Raw genomic sequence first — 25,137 nt, forward strand, 5'->3', positions numbered from 1 at the left:
TAAAAGGTGACTGTGTTTGGCTTGATAAATAGAGGGTATAGGATGACTAAATCCGAGCTAATCGAAAAACTTGCCACTAGGCAGTCGCAGCTGTCTGCGAAAGAAGTGGAAGCAGCTATCAAAGAAATGTTAGAGCAAATGGCCGAGACATTGGAAACTGGAGATCGTATCGAGATCCGTGGATTTGGTAGTTTTTCACTTCATTATCGTGCACCACGCACTGGCCGTAACCCAAAGACTGGTACATCAGTTGAATTGGAAGGCAAGTACGTACCGCACTTTAAGCCAGGCAAAGAACTGCGCGAACGTGTTGACGCTGTTAACGCGTAATTTACATTGTATTAAAAGCCTCCATTAGGAGGCTTTTTTATATCTAAAACTTAGGTATAGCTAGCTAGTTCACTCATTTTCTTAGATAATCAAAGCTTACCCACGCGTTCAATGGAGCTTAACGTGAAGTCATTTATCATTGCCTTTTTTGTCGCTGCATTTTTTATTTTGGCACTTATATTCGGCGCCCGAAACGAGCAGGTAGTTACGATTAGCTACTTTGTTGCTCAAGGGGAGTTCAGACTTCCAGTGGTATTAGCGACCGTTTTTCTTGGTGGTTTCTTAGTGAGCTGGATATTCGCTATGTACCATATTGCAGGATTAAAATTGGCGCTACGCCGTACCAAAAAGAAATTAGCGCTAGCCGAAGCAAAGCTAGACGATACTGCGGTAACTGACGAATCAACTAAAGCTTTAATGACTAAGCAAAGTAACGATAAAGAAGTAGACGCTTAATATGTTAGAGATCCTCTTTCTGCTTCTTCCGATAGCAGCCGGTTATGGTTGGTATATGGGCCGCAGAAGTGTCAGGCAAAAACAAACTAATCAACGCAAACAGTTGAGCCGTGACTATTTCACTGGGCTTAACTTTTTACTATCTAACGAATCCGACAAAGCTGTCGATCTTTTTATCTCTATGTTAGATGTCGATGATGACACGATTGATACCCACCTTTCTTTAGGTTCGTTATTCCGCAAACGTGGTGAAGTAGACCGTTCAATCCGTATCCATCAAAACCTTATTGCTAGACCAAGCTTAACCACTGAGCAAAGAGATATTGCCATGATGGAGTTGGGCAAAGACTATCTTGCTGCCGGTTTTTATGATCGCGCAGAAGAAATATTTATCAATCTTGTTAGCCAAGATGATCATAGTGAAGAGGCTGAAACTCAGCTTATTGCAATTTATCAGGTCACTAAAGACTGGCAGAAAGCCATAAATATTATTAAAAAGCTCAAGCGCAAACGCCAAAGCGAGCTCAAACATGAGACAGCGCATTTTTATTGTGAATTGGCTAACGAAACCGATGACGATTCGCTTAAATTAAAACACTTACAAGCGGCGATCAAACAAGATAACCAGTGCGGCCGAGCGTTGCTCACACTTGCAGAGCAATATCTTAAGCAAGAAGATTTTAAATCTTGTAAACAAACAATAGAAAAACTCTTGGCTACAGATGTCGACTTATTTACCGATATTTTGGCAACAGCCAAACAAGCGTATTTGCTGTCTAACGATTGTATTGGTTATCAAGAATTACTGCGTCAAGCTATTGAAAATGGTGCCGGTGCGAGTGTCACCATTACGCTTGCCCAGCATATGATTGATCAAGGCGATATCAAAGATGCTGAAAAACTAATCATGGAAGGCCTTATCAGGCACCCAACCATGAAAAGTTTCCAGCATTTAATGAAAATGCACTTGCTACAAGCTGAAGAAGGGCAAGCGAAAAAAAGCTTAACCATGCTTGAGCAACTAGTAGAGCAACAAATTAAATACAGACCTGGTTACCGCTGTAGAGAGTGCGGTTTCCCATCACACAGGCTGTATTGGCATTGCCCCTCATGCAAGCAGTGGGGCAGCATAAAAAGAATTAGAGGTTTAGACGGAGAATAACCGTAAACCGCTATATTGATATTAAAAACCTTATATTACCCCGCAAAGCGATTGGAGAAACAATGACTGACAAGCCTATTTTAGTTGCCCTAGACTATGATAATAAAAATGATGCTTTGCAGCTTATCGATCAATTAGACCCGAACATGTGCCGCCTTAAAGTCGGCAAAGAGATGTTTACCTTATTTGGACCGCAGCTCGTCACTGACATTCATAGCCGTGGTTTTGAATTATTTCTAGATTTAAAGTTTCACGATATCCCTAACACTGTAGCTAAAGCGGTAGCTGCTGCGGCTGAATTAGGTGTATGGATGACGAATATTCATGCCACTGGTGGTTTAGCTATGATGGAAGCGGCTAAACGTGCACTAGAGCCATATGGTGATAAAGCGCCACTGTTAATTGCAGTAACTGTGTTAACGTCTATGAGCGATGATGAGCTAAAGCTATTAGGGATTAACGTACCGGCTTCTGAGCATGTTTTACGTTTAGCTGCATTAACTCAACAGGCTGGTCTTGACGGTGTGGTATGTTCAGCACAAGAATCAAGCTTGCTAAAAGCTCAGTTTGGTCAAGATTTTAAATTGATCACCCCAGGCATTCGTCCGGTTGGTAGTGATAATGGTGACCAACATCGCGTTATGACGCCACCTCAAGCGCTAGCTGCTGGCTCTGACTATCTGGTTATTGGCCGTCCTATCACTAAAGCTGCCGATCCATTAAAAGCACTTCAAGCAATTCACCAAACGATTGCTTAATAGATTTTTGCCGAGTAGGTTAGAGCTAAACAAGTTTTAAAGATTGTTAGTTCAAGATTGTTAGTTTAAGACTGGCTGTTTTAGATACCAGTCTTAATCAGCTCTAACCTAAAAGGATAAATGTCACTATGTTTAGCTATCAAGGAAAGAATGTTGTTGTAGTCGGTGGTACCAGTGGGATCAACTTAGGTATTGCAAAGCGTTTCTCACAAGCAGGTGCCAACGTTGCTGTTGCTAGTCGTAGTGAAGATAAAGTCAACGCCGCAGTAGCAGAGCTTCGATTAGCTAATTCGAATGGAAATCACTTTGGTGTTTGTTTTGATGTAAGAGATTTAGATGCATTAAAACAAGGTTTTTTAACCATTAAAAACACCTTTGCCTACATAGATGTTTTAGTCAGCGGTGCCGCAGGCAATTTTCCATCATCAGCTGAAAACCTTTCTGAAAATGGCTTTAAGTCAGTGATGGATATTGACTTACTCGGTAGCTTTCAAGTGCTAAAGCAAGCTTACCCTTTGATTAACGCACGCGGTGGAGCAATCATTCAAATATCAGCCCCTCAAGCCTACGTCCCCATGCCAATGCAGGTTCATGTTTGTGCTGCTAAAGCCGGTGTGGATATGCTAACAAAGACCTTAGCAATTGAGTGGGGCAGAAAAGGGATCCGGATCAACTCAATTGTACCTGGTCCTATTGCAGGTACTGAGGGTTTTGATAGACTTGCGCCTAGTGCAGAATTACAAGCGCGTGTCGCTAAAAGTGTGCCGTTAAGACGTAATGGCGATTGTGATGATATCGCTAATGCAGCGCTATTTTTGGCGTCGGACATGGCATCTTATATTACCGGCACGGTCTTACCTGTTGACGGTGGTTGGTCACTTGGCGGCGCTGGTGCGGCAATGGCTGAAATAGGCCAATTAGCGACGCAGCGCAAAAGCTAAAGCAGATAAATTGGAAAATTAGAGAATTAGTATGGCAAACCCATTTCAAGAACAACTGTTAAAAGCTGGTCTAGTTAGTAAGCAGAAAGTCAAAGACACTAAAACGCAAAAACGTCGTGATAGGAAAGCTAAGGTAGACGATGGTTCTGCTGCGCTTAAGCAAGAGATTGCTGCTAAAAAATTAGCTCAAGTTGAAAAAGATAAACAGTTAAATGAACAACGTTTTGCTGAAGCTTCTGAAAAGGGCTTAGTACGTGGATTGGTAACTGAGTTTAAGAAATTTGCTATCACTCCGGCAAAAGACGCAGAAATTAAATTTAACTTTACCTTTGAAAACAAGATCTATTCGATTTATGTCGACGATAAAATGCAAAGTGAGCTGCTAAATGGCCATTTAGGTATTGTGCGTCACGAAGAGCAAAGTTATTTAGTTCCACACAAGCTAGCGGAGCGGGTAAACCTGCTCGTTCCAGCGTGGGTTGGATACCTTTGGACTCAAGAAGATAATACTCAGGTTGTAGAGGAAGACGATCCATACGCTGACTATGTCATTCCTGATGATCTAATGTGGTAATTATCCAGCCACTTTAAAATTGTAAGCCGCACCGATACATTCAGTGCGGCTTTTTTATTTATCTAGAAACGAGCATTATACGAACTCAAAAATGTATACAGAATATGCTACCCAGAGACCTATGAGCAGCTGAGTAGGAATCCAAACTTTATTTTTATCAAGTGTCAGAAGTTATAGTTCAACAAAAATTCGCTACAGAATGATTATCTAATAGATAGCGCAAAGGCGTGTTCGGAGAGTCGAATTCAGTAAATAGAGTTAAAAGTTTTACTCGGTAGGGGGTGTCTTTTAAGGTAACTTCTGATAGATTGAAACAACTGTTTTAATCTATTGTTTAAGAGTACTGTATGAACCCGTATAACGCCCCGTTAGCTGAGATGCGCTTTCTACTTGAAAAAGTATTTGACGCCCCTAAAACATGGTCTGAGATGCCTGCGATGGCGGAATCGGTAGATATAGATACTGCAGCGGCTATTTTAGATGAAGCAGATAAAATATGCCGCGAGTTGATCCATCCTATAAACCGCAATGGCGATGAGCAAGGTGTTCGTCTCGAAGCTGATACTGTGATCACACCTGATGGTTATAAAGAGGTATACAACCAGTATGCAGAAGGCGGCTGGGTTGGCTTATGTGGCGATCCGGAGCTTGGCGGTATGGGTATGCCTAAAATGCTAGGTGTACTCGTTGATGAGATGGCATATAGCGCATGTAACGCTTTTACACTATATGGTTCGTTAACCGCTGGCGCTGCACTTGCCATTCATGCTCACGGTACTGAAGAGATAAAGCAGCAGTACTTACCAATGCTTTATAGCGGTGAGTGGTCTGGTGCGATGGATATGACTGAGCCACAAGCAGGGTCAGACCTACGTAACATTCGCACTAAAGCTGTGCCTAACGACAATGGCAGCTATAACATTACTGGCAGTAAAATCTTTATTACTGGTGGCGATCACGACCTTACTGAAAACGTTATTCACCTAGTGCTTGCTAAACTACCAAATACATCAGGGATTTCACTATTCTTAGTCCCTAAAATTAAGGTTAATCAAGACAATAGCTTAGGCGAAGCAAACGGCGTTAGCGTGGGCTCTATTGAGCACAAAATGGGTCTCAAAGGCTCAGCGACATGCGTAATGAATTTCGATGAAGCTGAAGGGTATCTGATAGGCAAACCAAATCGTGGTTTAGTGTGTATGTTCACTATGATGAATTATGAGCGCTTGGCTATTGGTATTCAGGGCTTAGGCACTTCACAAGCTGCTTATCAAATGGCTGCTGATTACGCTAAAGAGCGTATTCAGGGCGTAGCTGCAGGCGGTTCACCAACATGTGCTACAACCGATCCTATCTTGGTTCACGGCGATGTGAGAAGAATGCTGTTAACTATTCGCACCTTAACTGAAGCAGGTCGTGCGTTATCTGTATTCACGGGTCAGCAGTTAGATTTAGCCAAATACGCCGAAGATGCCGATGTGAAAGCGAAAGCGGCTCGCTACGTTGGTTTACTGACTCCTGTGTCAAAAGCATTTTTAAGTGATCGCGGCTTAGACGCTGCTATCATGGCGCAGCAGGTTTTTGGTGGTCACGGTTATATTCGAGAAACAGGGATTGAACAGTTAGTGCGTGATACTCGTATTGCGCAAATCTATGAAGGCACTAACGGTATTCAAGCCATTGACTTCTTAGGCCGTAAGGTTACCGGAGACAATCTGACTGCACTGCGCGAATTAGTTGCTGAGCAAGTCACCAATATTAATAGCTATAGCAAGGTTGATGATGCAGATAAAGCTAAGGTTTTAGCTTTATTAGAGCAACTGTTAGAAGTTGCAAGCGGAGTCAATGAAAACAAGCTGAAGCAACCAGCCTTGATAAACGCATGTGCGGTTGATTATCTTGATGCCTTTGGTTACACACTTTATGGTTGTTTCTGGTTGGCAATGGCTGATGCGGCTCAAGACCATGAAGATCCTATGTTTGCGCTGCAAAAAGCTCAGCTTAACCGTTTTTATATGGATAAGTTACTCGCTAAAGCAGAGTATCATTTATCGCAGGTAAACAAAGGTGACTTATCAATTATGCAAATGGATGAGAACCTTTTCTAAGTAACTAGAAATGCCATGAGACTTTAAGTCATTGATAAATTTTGAATTGCATAAATTAAAAACGCCACATTAAGTGGCGTTTTTTTATGCTCAGGCAATAACGTTAATATTGAAGCGCCTGACGATGCTATTTTATTCAATTATTGCTTGTAAAAGCAGTACGCTAAATGGCGCGATCTCCTTTTGTTTCACTGCGGGGCTATGGCCATTTTCTAAGATCACAAACGGACGGTAGTCAAAATCCTTGCCCTTAATAAAGCCTGCTAGATTAACTGCACCAAGCATAGAGCCTGTTTTTGCAAAAATATGGCCTTTAAGTGGCGCTGAACGATATCCTTTACGGTATTGCAGCGTACCAGTTTCACCAGCAATAGGCAGTAGCTCGACAAGGTGATTAAATCGCTTATCAGACTTAATAAGCTGTAATACCTGATAAAGCTGATTTGCGCTTAAAAGGTTATAGCGTGACAAACCGGAACCATCAACAATATTGGCAGACTCTAGATTTATACCCAGCTTAGTTAATATCGATATCATCGCTTTACTGCCGTTAGTAAATGACCCGGCAACGCCAAACTTCACTTGTCCCATCCGCTTTAACAGGCTATCTGCTATCAAATTATCGGAATGCAATAACATAGCACCTACTAGCGTATTGAGCGGTTTTGATTGGTGCTCAGCAATAAGTAGGGTATTGGCAGGTCTTTTGTTTGTCAGCAATACTTCGCCTTTAATCGAAATTTCATTTAGCTCAAGCAGTCCGCTAATGATGTTCTGCGCATAAAGTGCTGGGTCTGAAATAGCAATAGCTAGTTTAAGCGGCTTTTTACTTGGGAAGCAGCCCGATAGGCTAAATTGATTATCGTCACTCCTATCAAGCTCTAACTCGCAAAACTCTCTAGTAGCGGTTTTGTCAAAAACTGCAGTGCTAGTAATGGTAACCGGTTGGCTCTTGTCGTAAGTCAGTTTACCTAAATCATCTGCAAGTCTTGGCTCTAGTTTGGCGTTGATACAATTATGATTGATGACATAACGTGAAACTGGTGCTGCGTAGCAAATCCCTAAATCATCCCAGACCCAACCAGGCGCTTTGAGCGCTTCTTGTTGATTACCCACGAGATAAACATTGCCATCGATATGCTCTAAACCTTGGCTTTTAAGTTGTTTTAAGAGTCGGTTCAAATCACGAGATGACAGTGTTGGGTCACCATCAAAACGAATAAACAGATCGCCCTCAATTCGATTGTTGGCAATACTCACATAGGAGTCTATTTGGGTTTTGAATGTGTAGTTTTCGCCTAAAGCTTGTGTCGCTGCTACCGCGGTTAAAAGCTTCATTGTACTAGCGGGTGTAAACAGTTGCTGATCATTTACTCGAAAAGCGCCGTCTGGTTCAGTGCCAACGATAACGGCGGTTTGGGAAGTTTCAGGTGCTATTGCCGCCATCATATTGGTTAAATATTCATTAGCCGATATTGATGGAGCAAGACAAACTGCGAGTAGGGTGGAAAAAATACGGGGAGTGAATGAGCATATTCCCAAAAGTTCGTCCTTGTTTATATTAATATTAACTAGAGTAGGGCGTAATAATCGTTGCACAAATCTTAGTCGCGATTATCGCTAGGGTCGTCTTTTTCCATTAGTCTGTATAAGCGTAAAGTGACAAAAAATACTAAACCAAAAAAGAGTGGCACAACAAAAATGCCAAGTTGAGTTTTAAAGTGAAAAATAGCCCAAGCACTCAATAACACGGCGGCAAGCGTCAGGAGTATTTTGAAATTCATTAATGTCTCACACTGGTAAAAATAAACCCTTATATTAGCAAACAACAGCGCAGCGATCTTTGCAAGTTAGGGTAAACAATTAGCGCTAGATCACAAAATTTACTGGTGTGATTTGCCTTACTATATGGACAAATAACTGGCTAACAGCGCAAGAACCCAGCTAAAACTAGCGCTAGAGAGCGATATTGATAGAAAAACCTTGCCCAAAGGCGCTTAAATCGGTAATTTCTATGCCCTTATCTAGGAGGATCTTTAATGCCACATATAAGAGTCAGCGGATTACCGGAGTTAGTAGTCGCGAAACTCAGTGAGAGTTTACTCGAGGCATTAGCCGACGTTTGTCAGGCAAAACCAGACTCTTTTATACTCGACTGGATCAACACTAGCCAATATCGTCACGGTGTCAAAATCAACGATATTGCACAAGTCGAAGTATTATGGTTTCCCAAAGATCCTGAAACACACCATCGTGCCGAAAAGGTTATTCGTGAAGCTGTATTAAAAGCTTATCCGAATGCTAAACAAGTTATTGTTATGTTTAGGCAGTTAGCACCGAGCACATATTATAAAGATGGTCAGCACTATTAAGGAGAGAAGCCTTGCTGAATAAGCTAGGTGGCATACCGCTACAACCAGACTCGCTTTCATGGCTGTTAACGCCAAAAGCGTTAAAAACTGAATTGTTATCTCGAATCACAAATGCGACGCACTCGATTTATATCGCAGCACTTTATTTAGAAGATGATGAAGCGGGCAGAGAGATATTAGCGGCGTTAATGGATGCTAAACAACGCAATCCAGAGCTTGATATTAAAGTGCTTGTTGATTTCCACCGTGCTCGCCGTGGCCTAATTGGTCATAAAGGCGATAGCGGTAACTACTTCATGTATCGCAAGGTCAATGAAGCAGCCGAGCACCCAATTGACATTTTAGGTGTTCCTGTAAAGTCTCGTGAGTTTATGGGTGTGCTACACCTTAAAGGCTTTGTCATTGATGACGCAGTGATTTATAGCGGCGCTAGCATCAATAATATCTATTTACACCAAGCGGATAGATACCGTTTCGATCGTTACCATGTACTTGAGTCTGCCGAGCTTGCACGTAGCATGCGCGAGATGATCCAAAAGTATTTGGCTCATGATGTAGCGGTAAGTTCGTTAACTCAGCCTAAAGAATCCGAACACTTACCGTCCAAAGCGGAAGTTAGTAGCCTTAAGCACAGACTGTCTAAAGCTGAATACACATACAGCCAAACCAAGATTGGCAATCGTGTGACACCGCTCGTTGGTCTTGGCCGTAAAAAGAACAAGTTAAACAAGGTAATCGTTTCTTTAGTTGAAGAGTCTGAAGACGCGCTGTTTATTTGCACCCCCTATTTTAATCCGCCATATATTCTAGTTCGAGCATTGGCTAAGCATCTTCGTAACGGCAAGAAAATTGATATTGTTGTGGGCGACAAAACCTCCAATGATTTCTATATTCCGCCAGAAGAAGAGTTTTCTACCATTGGTGCTTTGCCATATATGTATGAGCAATCATTACGTAAGTTTGCCAAGCGCCAACAATGGGCGATTGAAAACGGCCAATTAAATATTCATTTATGGAAAGATGGCCGCAACAGTTTCCACCTTAAAGGGATTAGCGCTGACGGTAAAAAACACTTAATTACTGGCAGTAACTTAAATCCGAGAGCATGGGCGCTTGATTTAGAAAACGGTTTATTATTGCAAGATGAAAGCGAGTGTTGGAAGAAGCAATTTGAAGATGAACAAGAACATATTCTTGAGCATACAGAGCGTCTGTTCCATTACAGCCAAATAGAAACACTACACAATTATCCGGCGCCAGTTCGTAAATTGATGAAACGGATTAAACGTTTAAAAGCAGACTTTTTGCTTCGACGGATTTTGTAGATATATGGTTTACAATTAAAAGCCTGCCTTAGCGCAGGCTTTTTGCTTTAACAAACACTAACGATAACCTGATAGCTTTAATTTGCTATAGGTTATAAGCATTGAAAATTAGGTTACCCAAGATGTTGCCAAAACATGCAGTACATAACTTGTATGAATACCGAAAAGCGATTTCCTCTAGGCCTTTTACGGCAAGAGGTAAAAACGTTATTCGTTGCCAATCTTGCTTATTAGCAGAACACCTTTGTACCTGTAGTAAGCGTAAGCAAGTTAACAGTGAATTAGCGTTTTTATTGGTGATGTATGACGATGAAGTGCTTAAGCCAAGCAATAGCGGCAGACTTATTGCTGATCTAGTGCCTGACACCCATGCTTTTATTTGGTCAAGAAACGAGCCAAATAGGAAAATGTTGTCGATTATTAACGATCCACAGTACCAGCCTTTTGTGATTTTTCCCGCTGAATATGCTGTTGATAACCAAGCAGTATTTAATAAGGTTTCAAAAGGTGACTGCCTTGATGGCAAAAAGCCGCTGTTTATTATCTTAGATGGCAGTTGGCGCGAAGCCATTAAGATGTTCAGAAAAAGCGAGTATCTACACCATTTACCCTTGTTTTCATTTTCGCCTGAAACCACTGCCTCTTATGCCTTAAGAAAAGGTGCGCGTGAATTTCAGCTTGGTACTGCAGAAGTTGCAGCACTAGCATTAAGCGCTGCAGGAGAGCCACACAACGGTGCGGCGCTTGAAGCATGGTTTGCCTTGTTTGTTGAATCTTCATTGAAAGGCCGTAGCCGGAACGTACGAGAAGCAGGCGCGATAGAGCAGTTAACCACTGTGTATGATGCAGCGATGCTAAAAGCACTTAAAAACGACTAGTTCCCTTAAATAAAACAAGAGTCACAAGCGTTCTTTGTCAGCCGCTTTATGTGATGCTAAGTGATAGTAGCAAGGATAATATTATCAATTAGTGTAACAAGTTGAGTTCGCTCTAATTTGCGCTATTATGGTTGTTAATTAGGCGAATAAAAGGATGTTTAATGCCGTCAATGACTGCGCAACTGCTCAATGAATGTATACAAGGCAAAATAGTTGTGATCCGCAACATGCGGTCGGCTGAACCTAATCATATAAAGCCGAGTTTTTATCGCTTAATTTTGCCTATATTGACTATGTCGTTTGTATTTATCGCCGGGACCTATAGCTTGCAGCAAGCATCGACCTTAGAACGCCAAGATAAGCTTATAGCCCAATTAAACCTTGAGGTGCAGTTGTTTACCCTAAATGACAATACTTACGCTAAGGGCCGTTATAAAGCGGGGTTAGTATGCAAGGATAAAGGTTGGGAATTTTGTGCTTCTTGGGCCAATTTAGTTCGTAGCCCAGGAAGCCGTATTGCTTAAGGTAACCTACACGCTCGTTTGAATAAGCCAGTTTGATTTACTGCTTTTGAATTTATCCTAAAATTTAGCCTTAAAATCTAGATCTGAAACTCTTTGGTTTACGCAAACCGGCTATATTTTTTAGGTAAGTATAAGTTGACTACTCGACATTTTTACCCATTAAAAATGCAAGTTCAGCGACATTGCTGACCTGCATCTTTTGCATCACTTTTTGACGGTGTAGCTCTAATGTTCTCTGGGCAATATTCAGTTCTGCAGCAATCACTTTATTAAGCTTGCCTTCAAGTACTTTTTCCATCACCTCTAATTCTCGAGCAGTTAAGGTTGCTAGTTTACAATCTAGTTGATCTCGTTCAGTTTTACGCTGAACATTAAGTTTAGTTTTTAAGTCTGCTTGTTCGAGTAAGCTTGCTAGTTTGTCACCATCAACCGGCTTTTCTAAAAAATCTAACGCACCTTTTTGAATCGCTTGTACTGCCATGGCGATATTACCGTGGCCGCTTAACATGATCACTGCGATAGGGCTTTGTAATTTAGTTAGATGATTTAGCAGGGCACTGCCATCCATACCCGGCATTTGCACATCAAGTATTGCAATACCTTCGTTATGAATATCAACCTGCTTTAAAAAATTATCCGCAGATAAAAAACCTTGAGGCTGATAGCCCAGGCCGTTTAACATCCAAGTTAGAGAATCTAACACTGCTTGATCGTCATCAACAAGATACAGATGGGTCAATTTAAGACTCCTTAATCGGTAAAGAAATAGAGATGGTTAATCCTGTAACCTGCTGGTTTTCATCGAAGTTATTTACTGCATGGATCTCACCATCATGCTCTTCAATAATCCGTTTACAAATTATCATCCCTAGACCTAAGCCATGCTCTTTTGAGGTTTCAAATGGGAAGAATAGCCTTTCTAGTGCTGTTTCACTTAAACCAGTACCTCGGTCTTCAAAAGCGATAGTGACCTTGTGAAGATGCTTTACCAGACTTATTGCAAGATAAGGTTGCTCTGCGTCAGCCATAGCATCTAATGCATTACGGATGATATTGACAAATACTTGCTGCAACAGGCTAGGGTCGGCAATTAAATCCACCGGCTCACTGACAAGTTTGGGGGTCAAATGCATTCTAAGAAACTCTGGTGCCATCAAACTTAGGGTTTCCTCTAATACTAAGTTCAAGTTGCACTCGGTCATGACACTAGGCTGCTGACAAAAATGCCTAAAGCGCTTTATCGTTGACTGGGCTCTATCGACTTGCTGTATCGCCTTGGTCATCGCTTCTTTAAGCTCTGTCTGTTCGTCAGATAAACGGTAAATGCATCCTTGCGTGAGGTAGCGGATCCCGGCTAAAGGCTGATTTAGCTCATGAGCAATGCCTGATGCCATCTCGCCGGTTAACAAAACACGTTGAGCTTTGTAAAACTGCTTGGTTTGCTCAAGCAGTGCTTTTTGGGTTTGTGTGTGTTGAGTGATTTCTTGCTGTAGATCGCGAGTGCGAATAACCACCATTCTCTTCACGCGTAGGTGGTGTACGTAGCCAAAAAACAGCAATATCGAGATAACAATTGCCCAAGGCATGGCGCTCCTGAATATTGAGGTCCAATTGGTCACAAAAGGCCACTGTTGTAATTGCTTTAATAGCGTAAATACATGGCTATCATTGACGGTAGCGGACCAGGCGTCATAACGGCCAATTACTGCAGCTTGATCGCTAGACTTTATGTTTAAAAGTGACTTAATAACTTCTGTGGCAAGGCGATGGTCGGTTTTGCCTAACTTAGAAAATGAATAATAGGGGTATAACTCACTTGAAGTTTGGCAATGAAAACTTGTCGTCGGTTTAGTGAGTACCACCTTAAGGCTATTAGCTGGAATATATCCATTGCTTAGTGCTTGCTCTAATACACACGTAGGTAAAATAGCTACATCTGCTTTGCCACTAATCACCAGTTGTAATAACTTTTGTTGTGGAAAACCTACAAATTCAAGACTTTTAAAATCTTTAAATGGGTTGAGCTGATTGTGCGCCATTTCACCAGCCATGATTTGGAAGCCACCAAAAGCTTGCTTGTCAGTAGAAACAGCCGTTAACGACTTTAGATCCCTAAAGCTTTTTACTCGTTCATCAACGCGGGTGATAAGCGCTGAGCCAACCGAGCGTGTTGGCTCGTTATTTCCCTGCGGGACTAGGGTCAGCAGACTCGTAGTACCAAAATCCTTTTTATAACTTACACCAGTCAAAGCATTGGTGATTAAAAAATCGAGTTTTCCTTCTGCAACACTAGAATCTAGTTCGCTTGGCGTTAACGCTACTAACTCAAATGGTCTATTAAGATCTTTCTCTATTCTAGCCACGGTAGGAAGCCAGCGCTCAGTTACGCTGTCCGTATGGGTAAAAGCCAATACTCCCACTCGAATAGGAGCGCTCTGAGCTAAGGCGTAGCTACTGAAAGCAAATAACGAAAAGCATGCGATAGCGATAGATTTAGGAAACGTTTTTATCATTTTTGGCTTTATAGAGGAAATACCCGTGTATTATGACTCCATTATAGATGTTTGTAGAAATAAACAGCGTGCTAAGTGAAGCTAGTCACATAAATGAAAGCATTGCGGAAAACCGCTACAGGATAAATATTTACTGTTAATTATAATCTTACAGCAGTTCTAATAATTGTTGATTTACTTGCTGTTAAATATTTAGTTGTGTTTTTATTTTATATGCCTCGGATGATTTATACTTATCAACCGAGGTTTAAAATAAATGTCAAAATTATAAATGGTTAGTGTTTAATCTTGTAGTTTTTAAAGTTATTACTAGTCACTTTTTCTCCATCGCTATTTAAATACCAAACGGCTTCTACTTCATCATGCTCATTAACGTATTTTACCGCGTGTTCTAGTGGCATTAGAAAAAGCATAGTTGAGATAATATCTGCATAAATATGGTTACTATTCATTACGACAGTTGTTGCAACACCAGTTTCTTTCGGGAAAAGTGTTTTAGGGTTGATTATATGGTGATATTCTTTTCCTTGTACTCGATAATAGCGCAAGTAATTACCACTAGAAACTAAACTTATATCTTGGCCTGTCAAAACCTCATGATATTGGCCATTAAAATTTAAACATTTTCTTAGAGAATTATTAAACTTTTTACAGATAGGATCTTCGATAGCGGTGGTAAAGTTACGGCCTTCAGGGTGTATTCCATAATGGCGAATATTGCCGCCAGCGTTAATCATAAAGTTGTTAACTCCATCGGCTTTTAGCTGACGATATACCATTTCAGCCATCCAGCCTTTAGCCACTCCACCTAAATCAATACTCATCCCTGCTTGCATTTGTATGGTGTTATTAACGGTATCTAAATTTATATTATCTATATCTATTAGGTGCTTGACGGAGTTTAACTCAGCTTCAATTGGAATGTCGCACTCGTCATCTAGCTTACGTTGTCCTTTACATTGAGCCCGATAGCCACGCCAAATATCAATAATAGGTGATAGAGCGATATTAAAAAAACCTTCTGATTTATCATGCCAATCTATACTTGCCTCAAGCAGTTCAGTTAACTCAGGTTCGATGTGATGCAATTTTTCAGGCGCATTATTAATCGATTTAATATTTGTAACATGAGGGTAAGTGCTGTAGTTAGAAGCTAAGTAATGGTATTTCTGAATAACATTTAAGCTGTTACACAATACCTTATTAAGGTTATCAACTTCATTGTCATAGATATCAATAGAAATTGATGTTCCGAAATATTTAAGCGTTGTTAAGTTAGATACACCATTCTTATAGCTAATAAGTGCATTACCGTTACATTGGTACGGATTACCATTAGTATCAACTTTGATTACTTCAAAGTCTGGCGCTATTGGTAAATCTTTATGTTCTAAAGCCTGTGCGCTGGAGATAAACCCACAAGACAAACTAGATAATAAAAAAAATATTGGGGTGAGCTTCATAATAAAAGTTAACAAGGACATTGTGTGCTAAAGGAATAACATAAATATCTAAAATTATAATGTGCGTGATTAATAAATGTTAACCAAGTCAAAAAACTGCAACTCAGATATACCAGTTGCGGATTTCCGCAATTGTAGAGAATTTTAATCCTTATATTCTGGCCTTAATGAAATAACCCATTAAGGCTGACAAAATGAAAAGCTTAAAAAAATTCAATAAATCCATAATTAGTGGCGCTGTACTTTTTGCCACCATGACCCTAGCTGGTTGTTCAACAACAATGGAGCAGGGCAAGTATGCTGATGGTACTCACGATGTGTCAGCTAAGGGCAAGAAAGGCCTGATCACCTTAACAGTTGAAGTTGAAAATGGTCATATCGTAGATATAAAAACCAAATCTCATAACGAAACTGAATCACTGTATTTAAACGCAGAGCGTTTATTGTCTCAAATCGTTGCAAAAAATGGCCACGAGGGAATTGATGCGGTATCTGGCGCAACCTATTCTTCGAACGGTATTTTAGAAGCTATTAACTCTTTACCAAGAGCAAATGGTAGTCAACCAGAATACGTTGCGGTTGGTGCTAAAGAAGAAAATGCTGACGATAACTTTAAACTTAAGTGGTCTATTCAACCAGATCTAGGCTTAATCAAAGGTGACTACTACTACGAAGAAGCGCGCTTCCGCCAAGGTCACATGGGCAGTGTCGCAATAGTTACTGAACTTAACAATGCTAAAAACGTGATTTTTGCTGAGTTTAACGAAAGCGGTCGTCCAAATTATTACACGCGCTTATACCAAAACGTGCCTAAGCGTATGTCTGAATATAATTTTTCAATGGGTAAGAAAAAGGGAACTGCTTGGGTTCAGTCAGCGTTAACCATGGAAAAGTTAATGGTTGAGCAGGACAAGTTAACTTTTGACCTAAATCCAGAATACGACGCTAAGTTAGGCAACAAGCTTAAAGAGCCAAATCGCCTTAAGTATTTAGGTATTGATGTTGTTGCTGGTGCATCAAACAGTATTCAACAATCTATGGTTCCATTAACAGCAAAGATCCATGAAAAAATTAATGGACAAGGTAGCAACCAAAGATTTTATCAACAAGCTGAAAAATTAATGGATGCTAAAGGCAAGTGGACCGGTGTAACTGCGATGCTACGTATTGTTGTAGATACCGACACTAAGCAAATTACCAAAGCCCATTATGATGAAATCTTCGCTGATGAAAAGGCGCAAATTAAAGATGCATCACAAAAGAAATTCTACCGTCAATCAAAGTACGAATCTATTAATTATGTAGAGCCAGCTCGTATCGGTTTTAACGTGATGATCGATGGGCTAAATGCGCACCTTCAACAAGGTGGTTCACTTTTCATGATTGATGATTTGCCAGCAACTGGCGACACAGGCAGTTATGCCGCAACTGGTTTTACAAAGCGCTCAAACTCTTGGGATAACTACCTAAATTTAGCTGATGTTTTGTATAAGGAAATGCGCCAGGACGGCATGATCCTAGAACATAAAAAACAATAAATAGCCCTAATACACGACTCCCAAATGTCGAAGTATTAGGGAGTCGTCTGACTTTTAAGTTTATATATTAAGAGAATAGATGATGAAAACAGTTAAACTAACTTTGCTAGCTGCTGCAATTATGGCCTCACCAAGTGTTATGGCTGACGCGTATAAGTTTTATGGTCGTATTGATTATTCAGTTACCAATTCAGATAGCGGCAGTGCAACCCATAGTGGTAAGAGCGGCACGATTCTAGAAAATAACTGGACCCGCCTGGGTGTCAAAGGTAACGCTGCACTTAATCAAGATTTTACCGTTTTTTACCAAATCGAAGTGGGTGTTAACGGTGCTAGCGAAGGTAAGAACAATAATCCTTTTTCAGCACGACCAACATTTTTGGGAATAAAGCATTCAACTGCAGGTCAACTTGCAGCAGGTCGAATCGATCCTGTATTTAAGATGGCCAAAGGCACATCGGATGCAATGGATATGTATTCACTAAAGCATGACCGTTTGTTTGCTGGTGATAAGCGTTGGGGCGACTCGCTAGAATACAAAACTGTAAAATGGAATAAGCTGCAATTCGGTGCAAGCTACATTCTAGAAGATAACTACTATGGTGAAGATGATGTTCGTCGTGATAATGGTAACTATCAAGTTGCATTAACCTATGGCGATAAGTTATTCAAAACCGGCGATTTATATTTAGCTGCTGCTTATACCGATGGTGTTGAAGACATCAAAGGTACTCGTCTTGTAGCACAATACAAATATAACAACCTGATGCTTGGTACTATGTACCAAACTTCTGAAATCGTAAACCCAAATAAAGATAATTGGCAGCAGCGTGATGGCGACGGCTTTATTGTCAGTGCTAAATATCAAATAGATAAGTTGACCTTAAAAGCGCAATACGGACAAGATGACTCGGGTACCGGTGTGATTGCCAACCGTATTTATGACAAGTTAGGTGCTGCGGCAACTGAAGTTCCAGAAGTGTCTACTTGGGCTGTTGGTGCGGAATATCGGTTATCAAAATCAACTCGTGTGCATACCGAAATTGGTCAGTTTGAGATTAAGCAATACTCAGACTTTGATGACACTATCGCCAGCATTGGTTTTAGAATCGATTTTTAAGCGTTAAAATTTCTTGAGACTTTTCATTTCTAGTCTCAAAATTTGCCCCCATGGAGCGTACACGGAAGTACGTTATCCATTCTAACTTCTTGTTATACCGCCTCTATCCTATCTACACTTTTATTCATAAGTTTTACTAAATATGCAGTTTTGTTAAAAATATCTCGGGATTATATTTTGATTTATAAGTTTTTATGCAGTCTGGGTGACTAGAATTAGTTTATGAAAATCAGCATAAACTTAGCGTAAAAATCTCAGTTTAAATACACTAACTAGAACAGGCATAACCGCTTTTCGTGAACTTTTAAGTTAACTTTTCATAATTGTCTGATTAGTACACTAGCGCTGTGACTCGTTGAAACACTAAATTTCAGGTATGATAGGCCTCCTTATTCACTTGAGTTTGTAGTCGTGTCTAACTCTAATTCATCATATCTTGCTTCAGCTGCAGATGACTTTATTGCGCCTCCTTGCTTTGAAGAAATAAAAATCTTGTTCCAAGATGAACATATTTTATTAATCAATAAGCCATCTGGTTTGTTGTCACTCTCTGGTAAGCACCCGGCAAACTTAGATTCAGTTCACCACCGGCTAGTGAAAATGTTTCCTACTTGCACTTTAGTGCATAGGTTAGATCTGGGGACTTCAGGGCTAATGGTGATCGCATTAAATAAACAGATCAATGCGTTATTGTGTAAACAGTTCAGCCAGCGAAGCGTAGATAAAACTTATACCGCACTATTGTTAGGGAAATTGACCAAACAACAAGGTGTTATCGAGGCGCCAATAGCTAAAGATAAGCCTAATTTTCCGAAGATGAAGATCTGTTTGTTGGAGGGGAAACCGGCAAAATCCATTTATCGGCTAATTGGTGAAGAGGTTTATTCTAACCAAAATTGTGAAAGTAGATTGAATAATCTCAGAGAAAATCATGGTGAAAAAAAACAGGCGCATAAAGACTTTACAACTATAAGTCGGGTAGAGTTGATCCCTGAAACTGGGCGCACTCACCAACTTAGAATCCATACTCACAATATTGGTCATCCCATTATCGGTTGTGACTTATATGGCGACGCTTATTCTTATCAAGTTGCACCTCGACTAATGCTACATGCTACGCGACTAGAGTTTAACCATCCCATTACGGGAGAACGGATTTTTGCAAATTGTCCTTGTCCCTTTTAAGCCATGGTAGGACTTATTTGCATCATTAATGTAAGTATTAAATCTAGGCACCAAGGCAAACATAAGGGTCGATAATGTAACGCTTTTCACTTTAATTTGTATTAATAAACTTAAGCGGAACGTCTAACTAAATCGTTAATATTAATGATTTAGTCTTTTGGTTTTAAGTAGTGACGTAAGGATCGTGGATCCGTGTGACCAGTTCTAGCCATGATATATAAGTGATCTTTATCATTTTCATGTAGCTGGGTAACACAACCGCTTCGTAAACTATGGGCGCCAAAAAATTGAGAATTTAGTCCGGCTTTATCACAATACTTTTTAATCATTTGATAAATATCGTCGCCTTTCAAAAAACCTTTACCGGCTTTACCTTGAGTAATTTGATAGTCACGAATGGAATTACCATCGCGACTAAGGGATCTAAATAGGTGCCCTTGCTTTAATTTGGTCGCATTTAACCAAAGTTGCACCGCATCATACGCAGAAAAAAGCTCATGCTTGGGAAGATCTTTCCATTCGCGTTGGCCTTGTTGGTTGCTTTTTGAGTAGGGAACTCTGACTTTTAACTTATCTCTTAAAAAACTAATATGTTCAATTTTTACTTCTGCTAGCTCTGAACGTCTAAAGCCACCTTGCAAGCCCAACTGTAAAATAGCTTTATCTCTTAATCGGGTTAACTCCTGTGGTTGCTGATCGATAATCGCAAGTAACATTTCTAATTCATCATAAGTGATTGGTTGCTGATCATAATCAGATGTATGTCGATATTGATTACGCATTAGACCACGCATCACCCTGATCACCAAAGGGTGTTCTGTGGGTGAATGATGTGCGGCTTGAATATGGAAAAATCTTATCGCCGCTAATCGTGAGTTAATTGTTTGCTTTGAAAGCTGGTGGCCGTTTTTCTCTTGATAAATTTCTTTTTGATGACCGATAAAGGAAATAACACTTCTAGGGTCAGCGGGTAGGGCACTCAGATTATGTTGGTCACAATAGTTTTTAAAAATAGTAAAACTAGATTGATAGGCCCGGCGTGTATTGGCCGAGATCTCATATTGTGTTTCACTGGCAGCACTTTTGTAATCATCAAGAATCGATAAAGGTAACTGATTTTCTTGGAAAAACTTTTCATTAGAATCGTGTGCTGATTGTTGCTTAGTTACTAATGCACTATTAAATTGAGTCAGTTCGTTCATACTGCCTTTTTTAATTACAATTTTGCGCTATTACGTTATTAGCCGATTTATCGGTGTGTGCCATAAAGTTAAAAGGCCTATTTTCATAGTTTTATATTGGCCGTTTAAACCTGTGATTTAAGCAATAACTTGACGTTTTCTATCGCTAAACAAACTGAAATAGAGCTGGATAATTTCTACAGATAATTGGATTTTTACGATCTGAGCTAATTCAAATAGCCACTCTTATATAACATGACTAATTTTTAGTATCCCAAAAAAGCTTAAAAATCTAGCACAACTCGGTGTTAAGCCGTTAATACTAGCCGATATTTTACTTAAAATCGCTTATCTCTACCAGTGATAATCGTCATTATCACTGGTAGAGACGTCTATTTGATCATTAAGCCAGTTTTTGCACGATATTCATACAAAACATGAGCTACTAGATAGACAGCAAAGTTAAAATTTAGAAGGGCTTTCTTCAGTTAAGCAAATAAGGATTCAGTCTCGGTTTTAAATTATGATGGTTTTATAGACAATTTGTGGTGATTTTTACTCGGCTATTTTGTCCTTAGTGTGACTAAAGTTGAGTAGCCAACTGGAATTATAGTTAAATGGTGACACCATACTATGTAGCACTTTACGCTTTATGATAAGGGTTTGCTGATTTTTTAACCTAAACACTTCCGTTAAGAATATTTGCTAATGCGTCGCTATGAGGATATTCAGGGGGAATTGTAGTGTTAATCAAGAATAATTTAACTGTGGTTATACCATGCTAAAGGTGGCTAAAAACCTGTTTTTTGAAGTTCTTTAGTGAGTACAGTATCACTCTAATATATGATCTGCTCGGAAATATTAACTTACAGTGATAGCACTAAAACAACTTGAGGACTTGAGTAGAAAGTATAGAAATATTGAACTTAAAACTTGAGTACTCAAAGTTACTAAATTCTAGACCGATTAAAAGTTATCCGTTTAAAATTAAGTCCAGTAAAAGTTAGAGAGATAAAGGTGAATGGGTAGGGTAATTTAGCTTTGATAATCATCATTTACATTAGCTAAGCGATGCTAGGTTTTGGGTGTTCTGGAATTATCGGATCTCTGTAGCATTAGCTGTCCATGATTAAACAAGAAACAACTCTGAAGCTATGCTTTACTTTAAGCTTAATTTAGCAAAACCGTGTTTAAAAAATTTATTTGAAAAATGCTGATTTTAAGAATAGTACGGCCATAATGTAACAGAGTTTAACGTTAACTCAACTGGCCAAGTTACTGCAAAAATTACAAATTTATCTTGTAATAGCCATCCTTAGGCTAATAATTACTAGCCTCAGTGCCGGTAACTGCTGTTATTACAGACACAACAGTATGACTTTGAACAATATTTGCACTGAAATTTGTGCGTGCTAGTTGCTTACTTAATACAATGAACCACGATATAATAAAAATATTAAAGTTTGGTATAACCATATAATAAGCTCTATTCAAAAAACACCAAGCACATCCGACCTATCTAAATAACTACAAGCTAATGCTAAAGAGCTAAAAGCCAGAACCGAAATTAGACTATTCGAGCAATGAAAAAGGGGAGAGTTAATCTAGTTAAGATATAACTAAACCTATTTCAAAAAGTCAGTTAGAAATTGCACGAATAGAAATAACAGAACAGCAGAAAAGTAATTAATAGTAAAAGCAAGTGATAACCCAGTCAGATACTGGCATCTAGTTTAACGAGCAAGCAGTGCCTTAATTCTTCATTTTAGTTATTAAATGTTTAGAAATTCTAGAAGTTGATGACACTCTGTATTGAGTATTGAGTATTGAATATAAAATCATGCATTTACATTCTATAAAATCTTAGCGTGTTCGTAACCATCAAGACACCTGAACTAAAGAGTTAATCATCGAAAATCACTTTTTGCATAACCGCGGTCAATCTAACACTTTAACGGCATTGTATGAAATAGGGCTGTATAAATAGGTTACATACAAGAACCTATATGTGAGACTTTGTATGTAACAACTTGCTTATTGAAAAGCTGTAGTTTGTTTCAAAGTAATCTGGCAAGTTTGGCTGGAATAGCCATGTTAGGGACTATGTGAACCACTATATAAACTGCTCTAATGATTGGTTAGTTCTAGCAAGTATTATAATCTGACGTACAGTAAATGGTTTAACCATACATTCTAAATCTAAATTTGAGAAAACCAACTTTAATTTAAACTGTTAATTTTTAGATGCTTAGCTAGACTAATCGATTCGATTTTGAAATAATCCCCATTATATATGGTGTAACCATTTAAACTAGATAAGAGTAGAACAGGCTAATGGACCAGGTAGAAACCTCAGATGTAAAACTTATGCATTCGAATAGTGAAAGCGCTACTTGCAGTGAATTCGATAATAGCTGGTGCTACCACTTATCTGCTCCGAAGGCTGGACGAAAACTGAAACTTCTTGAATCAGAGGAATTGGTTTTTGCATTACCATTAATTTATCGATTGATCCCATTAACTTCAATTTCAGCTAGACGTGAATGGTTTGTAGATTTACCAAGCGAAGAGCAACGTAGCCAACTTTACATTAGTCTAAGTGAAAGCCTTTCGGTTTTAAATAAAAAAAGAAAACACAGCCCATCAGTCGCAGCAGAACTTAATGATACCAACAAACTATTAAATTTATATTTTAGTGACTACGGTTGGCGAATGGTAAGAAAGGAGCTTTCTCAGATAAAAAAGAGAAAGAAAAAATCCCATATTGAGATCAGTAATGACTTGGTCATTCGTTTAAAAGAATATATGGCCATTAACCAAATCGATACTTTTGACCAGGCTATCGATAGTTTATTAAGTGATCAAGCCAGTTATGCCGCTGACATGTTAGAGTAATATAACATCCTATATCTTCACAACAAAAATCCTTTAAAATTAATGGTATATGAAGGGAGTTTTTAAAATAGCGTTTCATAATGCGCCTTTTCAAGTGGCATTAATCTAAAGCTAAATAAGAGTTAGGTTAAGCAATTGATGATCTAAGTTAGCAAAATGGATTTAGCTAACTTTAGATTAAAGGTTAGTCGTTTAATATCTGATTATTCAATTATCCCACTAGAGGAAACCAGGTCCCCCCCTGTTACAAAATCTATTATTTATATCAGCGATTCACATAGTATCGCTTTTTTGAATTGTAGAAATCGTAAGTTCTGCTTCAACAAGAAAATGATTGAAAGGCTGATAAGCGTTAGAGATTGTTATCAATTATTTGAGCTAACGCCCTGTCGGTGATGGTTTGGCTAAAACCATTTCTTTTGGGGTGTGATGGCGCCCAGCCAACCAAAAACCTTTCAAAGTCTGCCCATGCTATATCAACAAGATCAAGCCATTCATCAACAATACTTTTTGCGTTGAGATCTGGATGATATAACTGAATCGCCAGGGTAAGAGATTGAAAATATTCATTCATTAAAGTGTCAAAACTATTCACTAATTGGCTTTCAGTTAAACAGCTTCCTAGGAGGTAAATAACGTCCTTAACACCAATGCCACTGCCAACATACTGAAAATCGACTGCAGCTACATCGGTGTAATCAGCATTAAAACAGAAGTTGGCAACTTTAGCATCACCATGAATAATCGTTTTATACTTACAGTTATTCAGTAGCTTATCTATTTTTTCCGCCAATAGCTTTAAACTTGAATCAGGCATCGCATCGAATTCTTGCTTTCTAGTTTCAAGATGCCAATAGCTACCAATAGGCCACAAGTCATGCCGTGCCTTGGTATCATCCAGCTCGATGAATTTTGCATGAAAATGCGCAAGCCAACCTAAAACAACCTTGGTCTGCTTGACGGTCAATGTATCAGCTCTGTTATCAAAACCATCAGCATCTAGATCACTCATTATTATCATTTTGATATTGTTAGAGCGAGATTGCTCCTGCGGCGCGCCACTAAAACCATATTCAGCCAGAAGTTTTGGTACGCGGCATTGATCGTCACACTGTTGAGCCCAATTTCGATAAAAATTCGTCTCTACTTCATAGGAGCGTAGTTTTCGCTTATGAGAAATTTCATTAGCCCAACCTCGTGGGTGATGGATGTTCTCTGGAGGTACAATTGTTTTAACGATGAAAGATTGAGTCGAAGAGGGCGATGCGCTTAATTTGGGCCCAACGCTAAAACGAGAAATTTCTCCGTATCCAGACCAAAGCGTTTGGACTACCTCGGACTTACGACAAATGCCTGACCCAATTAAATCTCCGATTATGGCGTCTATGTCGACTTTATTCATCGTTATAACAATGCCTTACAAAATTCTGTTTTATTAGCTATCGGTCGCTGATTACTATATAGGATATTAAAAGCAAATCAACTAATTACAGTTTACCAAGTTTTCCATTCTATCTTTTTGCCTGCTAGCGTTTTCGAGAACATCTTAGCTACGTTTTATGGCTTAATATCATGCTTTTACTGGTTTTTACCGCCGTTATTTTATCATTTTGTTGTAGCTTTTATCCAATAGAGTAGTAAGTAGTAAAGAGGATTCAAACCATTCCTTAAATTAGCGTAAGTATTAGAACTGAGCGTCATATTTGTGCGTTACTCAACATACTTCTTAGGATATTTGCAAATTTAAGGATCCTGTAACAGTAAACCTAGAAAACAGTAATTCAAATAAGTTAAAGTCTAACGCTAACTTTAGT

At 39.3% G+C, this 25,137-nt stretch carries 22 protein-coding genes; 15 read left to right on the top strand and 7 right to left on the bottom strand.

Features of this window, described 5'->3' with window-relative positions:
- The first annotated feature begins 42 nt into the window (after positions 1–42).
- The 7 genes from ihfB to L2740_RS01590 all read left to right on the top strand — a co-directional run bounded on the left by ihfB (position 43) and on the right by L2740_RS01590 (position 6,329).
- On the top strand, positions 43–330 hold the full coding sequence (gene ihfB / locus L2740_RS01560; protein WP_248470728.1) for an integration host factor subunit beta: 288 nt from the start codon (positions 43–45) through the stop codon (positions 328–330).
- A gap of 123 nt (positions 331–453) precedes the next feature.
- Positions 454–786: a LapA family protein gene (locus L2740_RS01565; protein ID WP_248948208.1), complete on the top strand. Its 333-nt coding sequence runs from the start codon at positions 454–456 to the stop codon at positions 784–786.
- 1 nt (position 787) lies between these two features.
- Positions 788–1,948 carry a lipopolysaccharide assembly protein LapB gene (lapB, locus tag L2740_RS01570; RefSeq protein ID WP_248948210.1) on the top strand — a complete coding sequence of 387 codons (1,161 nt, stop codon included), beginning with the start codon at positions 788–790 and terminating at the stop codon, positions 1,946–1,948.
- 62 nt (positions 1,949–2,010) lie between these two features.
- Entirely contained in the window at positions 2,011–2,706 is a 696-nt protein-coding gene (gene pyrF / locus L2740_RS01575) for an orotidine-5'-phosphate decarboxylase (protein WP_248948211.1), read from the top strand.
- Between the two features lie 128 nt (positions 2,707–2,834).
- Positions 2,835–3,647, top strand: coding sequence for an SDR family oxidoreductase (locus L2740_RS01580; protein WP_248948212.1), 813 nt, complete (start codon positions 2,835–2,837; stop codon positions 3,645–3,647).
- A gap of 31 nt (positions 3,648–3,678) precedes the next feature.
- Entirely contained in the window at positions 3,679–4,221 is a 543-nt protein-coding gene (locus L2740_RS01585) for a DUF2058 domain-containing protein (protein ID WP_248948214.1), read from the top strand.
- Positions 4,222–4,568: 347 nt separating this feature from the next.
- The gene (locus L2740_RS01590; protein WP_248948215.1) at positions 4,569–6,329 is read left to right on the top strand and encodes an acyl-CoA dehydrogenase C-terminal domain-containing protein; all 1,761 of its coding nucleotides are present in this window, start codon (positions 4,569–4,571) and stop codon (positions 6,327–6,329) included.
- 132 nt (positions 6,330–6,461) lie between these two features.
- Here the strand turns inward: L2740_RS01590 and dacB are convergent, their stop codons facing one another.
- Both dacB and L2740_RS01600 read right to left on the bottom strand, forming a co-directional pair.
- The gene (dacB, locus tag L2740_RS01595) at positions 6,462–7,871 is read right to left on the bottom strand and encodes a D-alanyl-D-alanine carboxypeptidase/D-alanyl-D-alanine endopeptidase (protein WP_248948216.1); all 1,410 of its coding nucleotides are present in this window, start codon (positions 7,869–7,871) and stop codon (positions 6,462–6,464) included.
- Positions 7,872–7,933: 62 nt separating this feature from the next.
- A complete protein-coding gene (locus tag L2740_RS01600) occupies positions 7,934–8,113 on the bottom strand; it encodes a hypothetical protein (protein WP_248948218.1) in 180 nt (59 codons plus the stop codon).
- Positions 8,114–8,368: 255 nt separating this feature from the next.
- On the opposite strand from L2740_RS01600, the gene L2740_RS01605 reads away from it, so the two are divergent.
- The 4 genes from L2740_RS01605 to L2740_RS01620 all read left to right on the top strand — a co-directional run bounded on the left by L2740_RS01605 (position 8,369) and on the right by L2740_RS01620 (position 11,428).
- Positions 8,369–8,701 (top strand): DUF1904 family protein, encoded by a 333-nt coding sequence (locus tag L2740_RS01605; RefSeq protein WP_248948219.1) that lies wholly within the window; start codon positions 8,369–8,371, stop codon positions 8,699–8,701.
- A gap of 11 nt (positions 8,702–8,712) precedes the next feature.
- Positions 8,713–10,026 (top strand): CDP-diacylglycerol--serine O-phosphatidyltransferase, encoded by a 1,314-nt coding sequence (pssA, locus tag L2740_RS01610; RefSeq protein WP_248948221.1) that lies wholly within the window; start codon positions 8,713–8,715, stop codon positions 10,024–10,026.
- 122 nt (positions 10,027–10,148) lie between these two features.
- Positions 10,149–10,904: a tRNA-uridine aminocarboxypropyltransferase gene (locus L2740_RS01615; RefSeq protein WP_248948222.1), complete on the top strand. Its 756-nt coding sequence runs from the start codon at positions 10,149–10,151 to the stop codon at positions 10,902–10,904.
- A gap of 161 nt (positions 10,905–11,065) precedes the next feature.
- Positions 11,066–11,428, top strand: coding sequence for a hypothetical protein (locus L2740_RS01620; RefSeq protein WP_248948224.1), 363 nt, complete (start codon positions 11,066–11,068; stop codon positions 11,426–11,428).
- Positions 11,429–11,567: 139 nt separating this feature from the next.
- On the opposite strand, the gene L2740_RS01625 is transcribed toward L2740_RS01620, so the two are convergent.
- The 3 genes from L2740_RS01625 to L2740_RS01635 all read right to left on the bottom strand — a co-directional run bounded on the left by L2740_RS01625 (position 11,568) and on the right by L2740_RS01635 (position 15,404).
- Positions 11,568–12,167: a response regulator transcription factor gene (locus L2740_RS01625; protein ID WP_248948226.1), complete on the bottom strand. Its 600-nt coding sequence runs from the start codon at positions 12,165–12,167 to the stop codon at positions 11,568–11,570.
- A gap of 1 nt (position 12,168) precedes the next feature.
- Entirely contained in the window at positions 12,169–13,941 is a 1,773-nt protein-coding gene (locus tag L2740_RS01630) for a sensor histidine kinase (protein WP_248948228.1), read from the bottom strand.
- 275 nt (positions 13,942–14,216) lie between these two features.
- The gene (locus L2740_RS01635) at positions 14,217–15,404 is read right to left on the bottom strand and encodes an FAD:protein FMN transferase (RefSeq protein ID WP_248948229.1); all 1,188 of its coding nucleotides are present in this window, start codon (positions 15,402–15,404) and stop codon (positions 14,217–14,219) included.
- Positions 15,405–15,598: 194 nt separating this feature from the next.
- On the opposite strand from L2740_RS01635, the gene L2740_RS01640 reads away from it, so the two are divergent.
- From L2740_RS01640 to L2740_RS01650, 3 genes are all read left to right on the top strand, one after another.
- Positions 15,599–16,942, top strand: a complete 1,344-nt coding sequence (locus L2740_RS01640; RefSeq protein WP_248948230.1) for an FMN-binding protein — start codon at positions 15,599–15,601, stop codon at positions 16,940–16,942.
- 79 nt (positions 16,943–17,021) lie between these two features.
- Complete coding sequence (locus L2740_RS01645; protein WP_248948231.1) at positions 17,022–18,062, top strand: porin; 1,041 nt, start codon at positions 17,022–17,024, stop codon at positions 18,060–18,062.
- A 411-nt stretch (positions 18,063–18,473) separates the two neighbouring features.
- A complete protein-coding gene (locus tag L2740_RS01650; protein ID WP_248948232.1) occupies positions 18,474–19,247 on the top strand; it encodes an RluA family pseudouridine synthase in 774 nt (257 codons plus the stop codon).
- Between the two features lie 149 nt (positions 19,248–19,396).
- Here L2740_RS01650 and L2740_RS01655 read toward each other — a convergent pair whose 3' ends face one another.
- A complete protein-coding gene (locus L2740_RS01655; RefSeq protein ID WP_248948233.1) occupies positions 19,397–20,449 on the bottom strand; it encodes a tyrosine-type recombinase/integrase in 1,053 nt (350 codons plus the stop codon).
- 2,313 nt (positions 20,450–22,762) lie between these two features.
- Here L2740_RS01655 and L2740_RS01660 point away from each other — a divergent pair.
- Entirely contained in the window at positions 22,763–23,323 is a 561-nt protein-coding gene (locus tag L2740_RS01660; protein WP_338056219.1) for a hypothetical protein, read from the top strand.
- A 352-nt stretch (positions 23,324–23,675) separates the two neighbouring features.
- Here the strand turns inward: L2740_RS01660 and L2740_RS01665 are convergent, their stop codons facing one another.
- The gene (locus L2740_RS01665; RefSeq protein WP_248948234.1) at positions 23,676–24,725 is read right to left on the bottom strand and encodes an ecdysteroid 22-kinase family protein; all 1,050 of its coding nucleotides are present in this window, start codon (positions 24,723–24,725) and stop codon (positions 23,676–23,678) included.
- Between the last annotated feature and the right edge of the window lie 412 nt (positions 24,726–25,137).

It is taken from the genome of Shewanella pneumatophori, assembly GCF_023283895.1.
GTDB classification, from domain to species: Bacteria; Pseudomonadota; Gammaproteobacteria; order Enterobacterales; family Shewanellaceae; genus Shewanella; species Shewanella pneumatophori.

Bases quoted from the DNA above. Each gene is read 5' to 3' on its own strand.
- ihfB (WP_248470728.1), top strand. From the start codon at position 43: ATGACTAAATCCGAGCTAATCGAAAAACTTGCCACTAGGCAGTCGCAG.
- lapB (WP_248948210.1), top strand. From the start codon at position 788: ATGTTAGAGATCCTCTTTCTGCTTCTTCCGATAGCAGCCGGTTATGGT.
- pyrF (WP_248948211.1), top strand. From the start codon at position 2,011: ATGACTGACAAGCCTATTTTAGTTGCCCTAGACTATGATAATAAAAAT.
- L2740_RS01580 (WP_248948212.1), top strand. From the start codon at position 2,835: ATGTTTAGCTATCAAGGAAAGAATGTTGTTGTAGTCGGTGGTACCAGT.
- L2740_RS01585 (WP_248948214.1), top strand. From the start codon at position 3,679: ATGGCAAACCCATTTCAAGAACAACTGTTAAAAGCTGGTCTAGTTAGT.
- L2740_RS01590 (WP_248948215.1), top strand. From the start codon at position 4,569: ATGAACCCGTATAACGCCCCGTTAGCTGAGATGCGCTTTCTACTTGAA.
- L2740_RS01600 (WP_248948218.1), bottom strand. From the start codon at position 8,113: ATGAATTTCAAAATACTCCTGACGCTTGCCGCCGTGTTATTGAGTGCT.
- L2740_RS01605 (WP_248948219.1), top strand. From the start codon at position 8,369: ATGCCACATATAAGAGTCAGCGGATTACCGGAGTTAGTAGTCGCGAAA.
- L2740_RS01615 (WP_248948222.1), top strand. From the start codon at position 10,149: ATGTTGCCAAAACATGCAGTACATAACTTGTATGAATACCGAAAAGCG.
- L2740_RS01620 (WP_248948224.1), top strand. From the start codon at position 11,066: ATGCCGTCAATGACTGCGCAACTGCTCAATGAATGTATACAAGGCAAA.
- L2740_RS01630 (WP_248948228.1), bottom strand. From the start codon at position 13,941: ATGATAAAAACGTTTCCTAAATCTATCGCTATCGCATGCTTTTCGTTA.
- L2740_RS01635 (WP_248948229.1), bottom strand. From the start codon at position 15,404: ATGAAGCTCACCCCAATATTTTTTTTATTATCTAGTTTGTCTTGTGGG.
- L2740_RS01640 (WP_248948230.1), top strand. From the start codon at position 15,599: ATGAAAAGCTTAAAAAAATTCAATAAATCCATAATTAGTGGCGCTGTA.
- L2740_RS01645 (WP_248948231.1), top strand. From the start codon at position 17,022: ATGATGAAAACAGTTAAACTAACTTTGCTAGCTGCTGCAATTATGGCC.
- L2740_RS01655 (WP_248948233.1), bottom strand. From the start codon at position 20,449: ATGAACGAACTGACTCAATTTAATAGTGCATTAGTAACTAAGCAACAA.
- L2740_RS01660 (WP_338056219.1), top strand. From the start codon at position 22,763: ATGGACCAGGTAGAAACCTCAGATGTAAAACTTATGCATTCGAATAGT.
- L2740_RS01665 (WP_248948234.1), bottom strand. From the start codon at position 24,725: ATGAATAAAGTCGACATAGACGCCATAATCGGAGATTTAATTGGGTCA.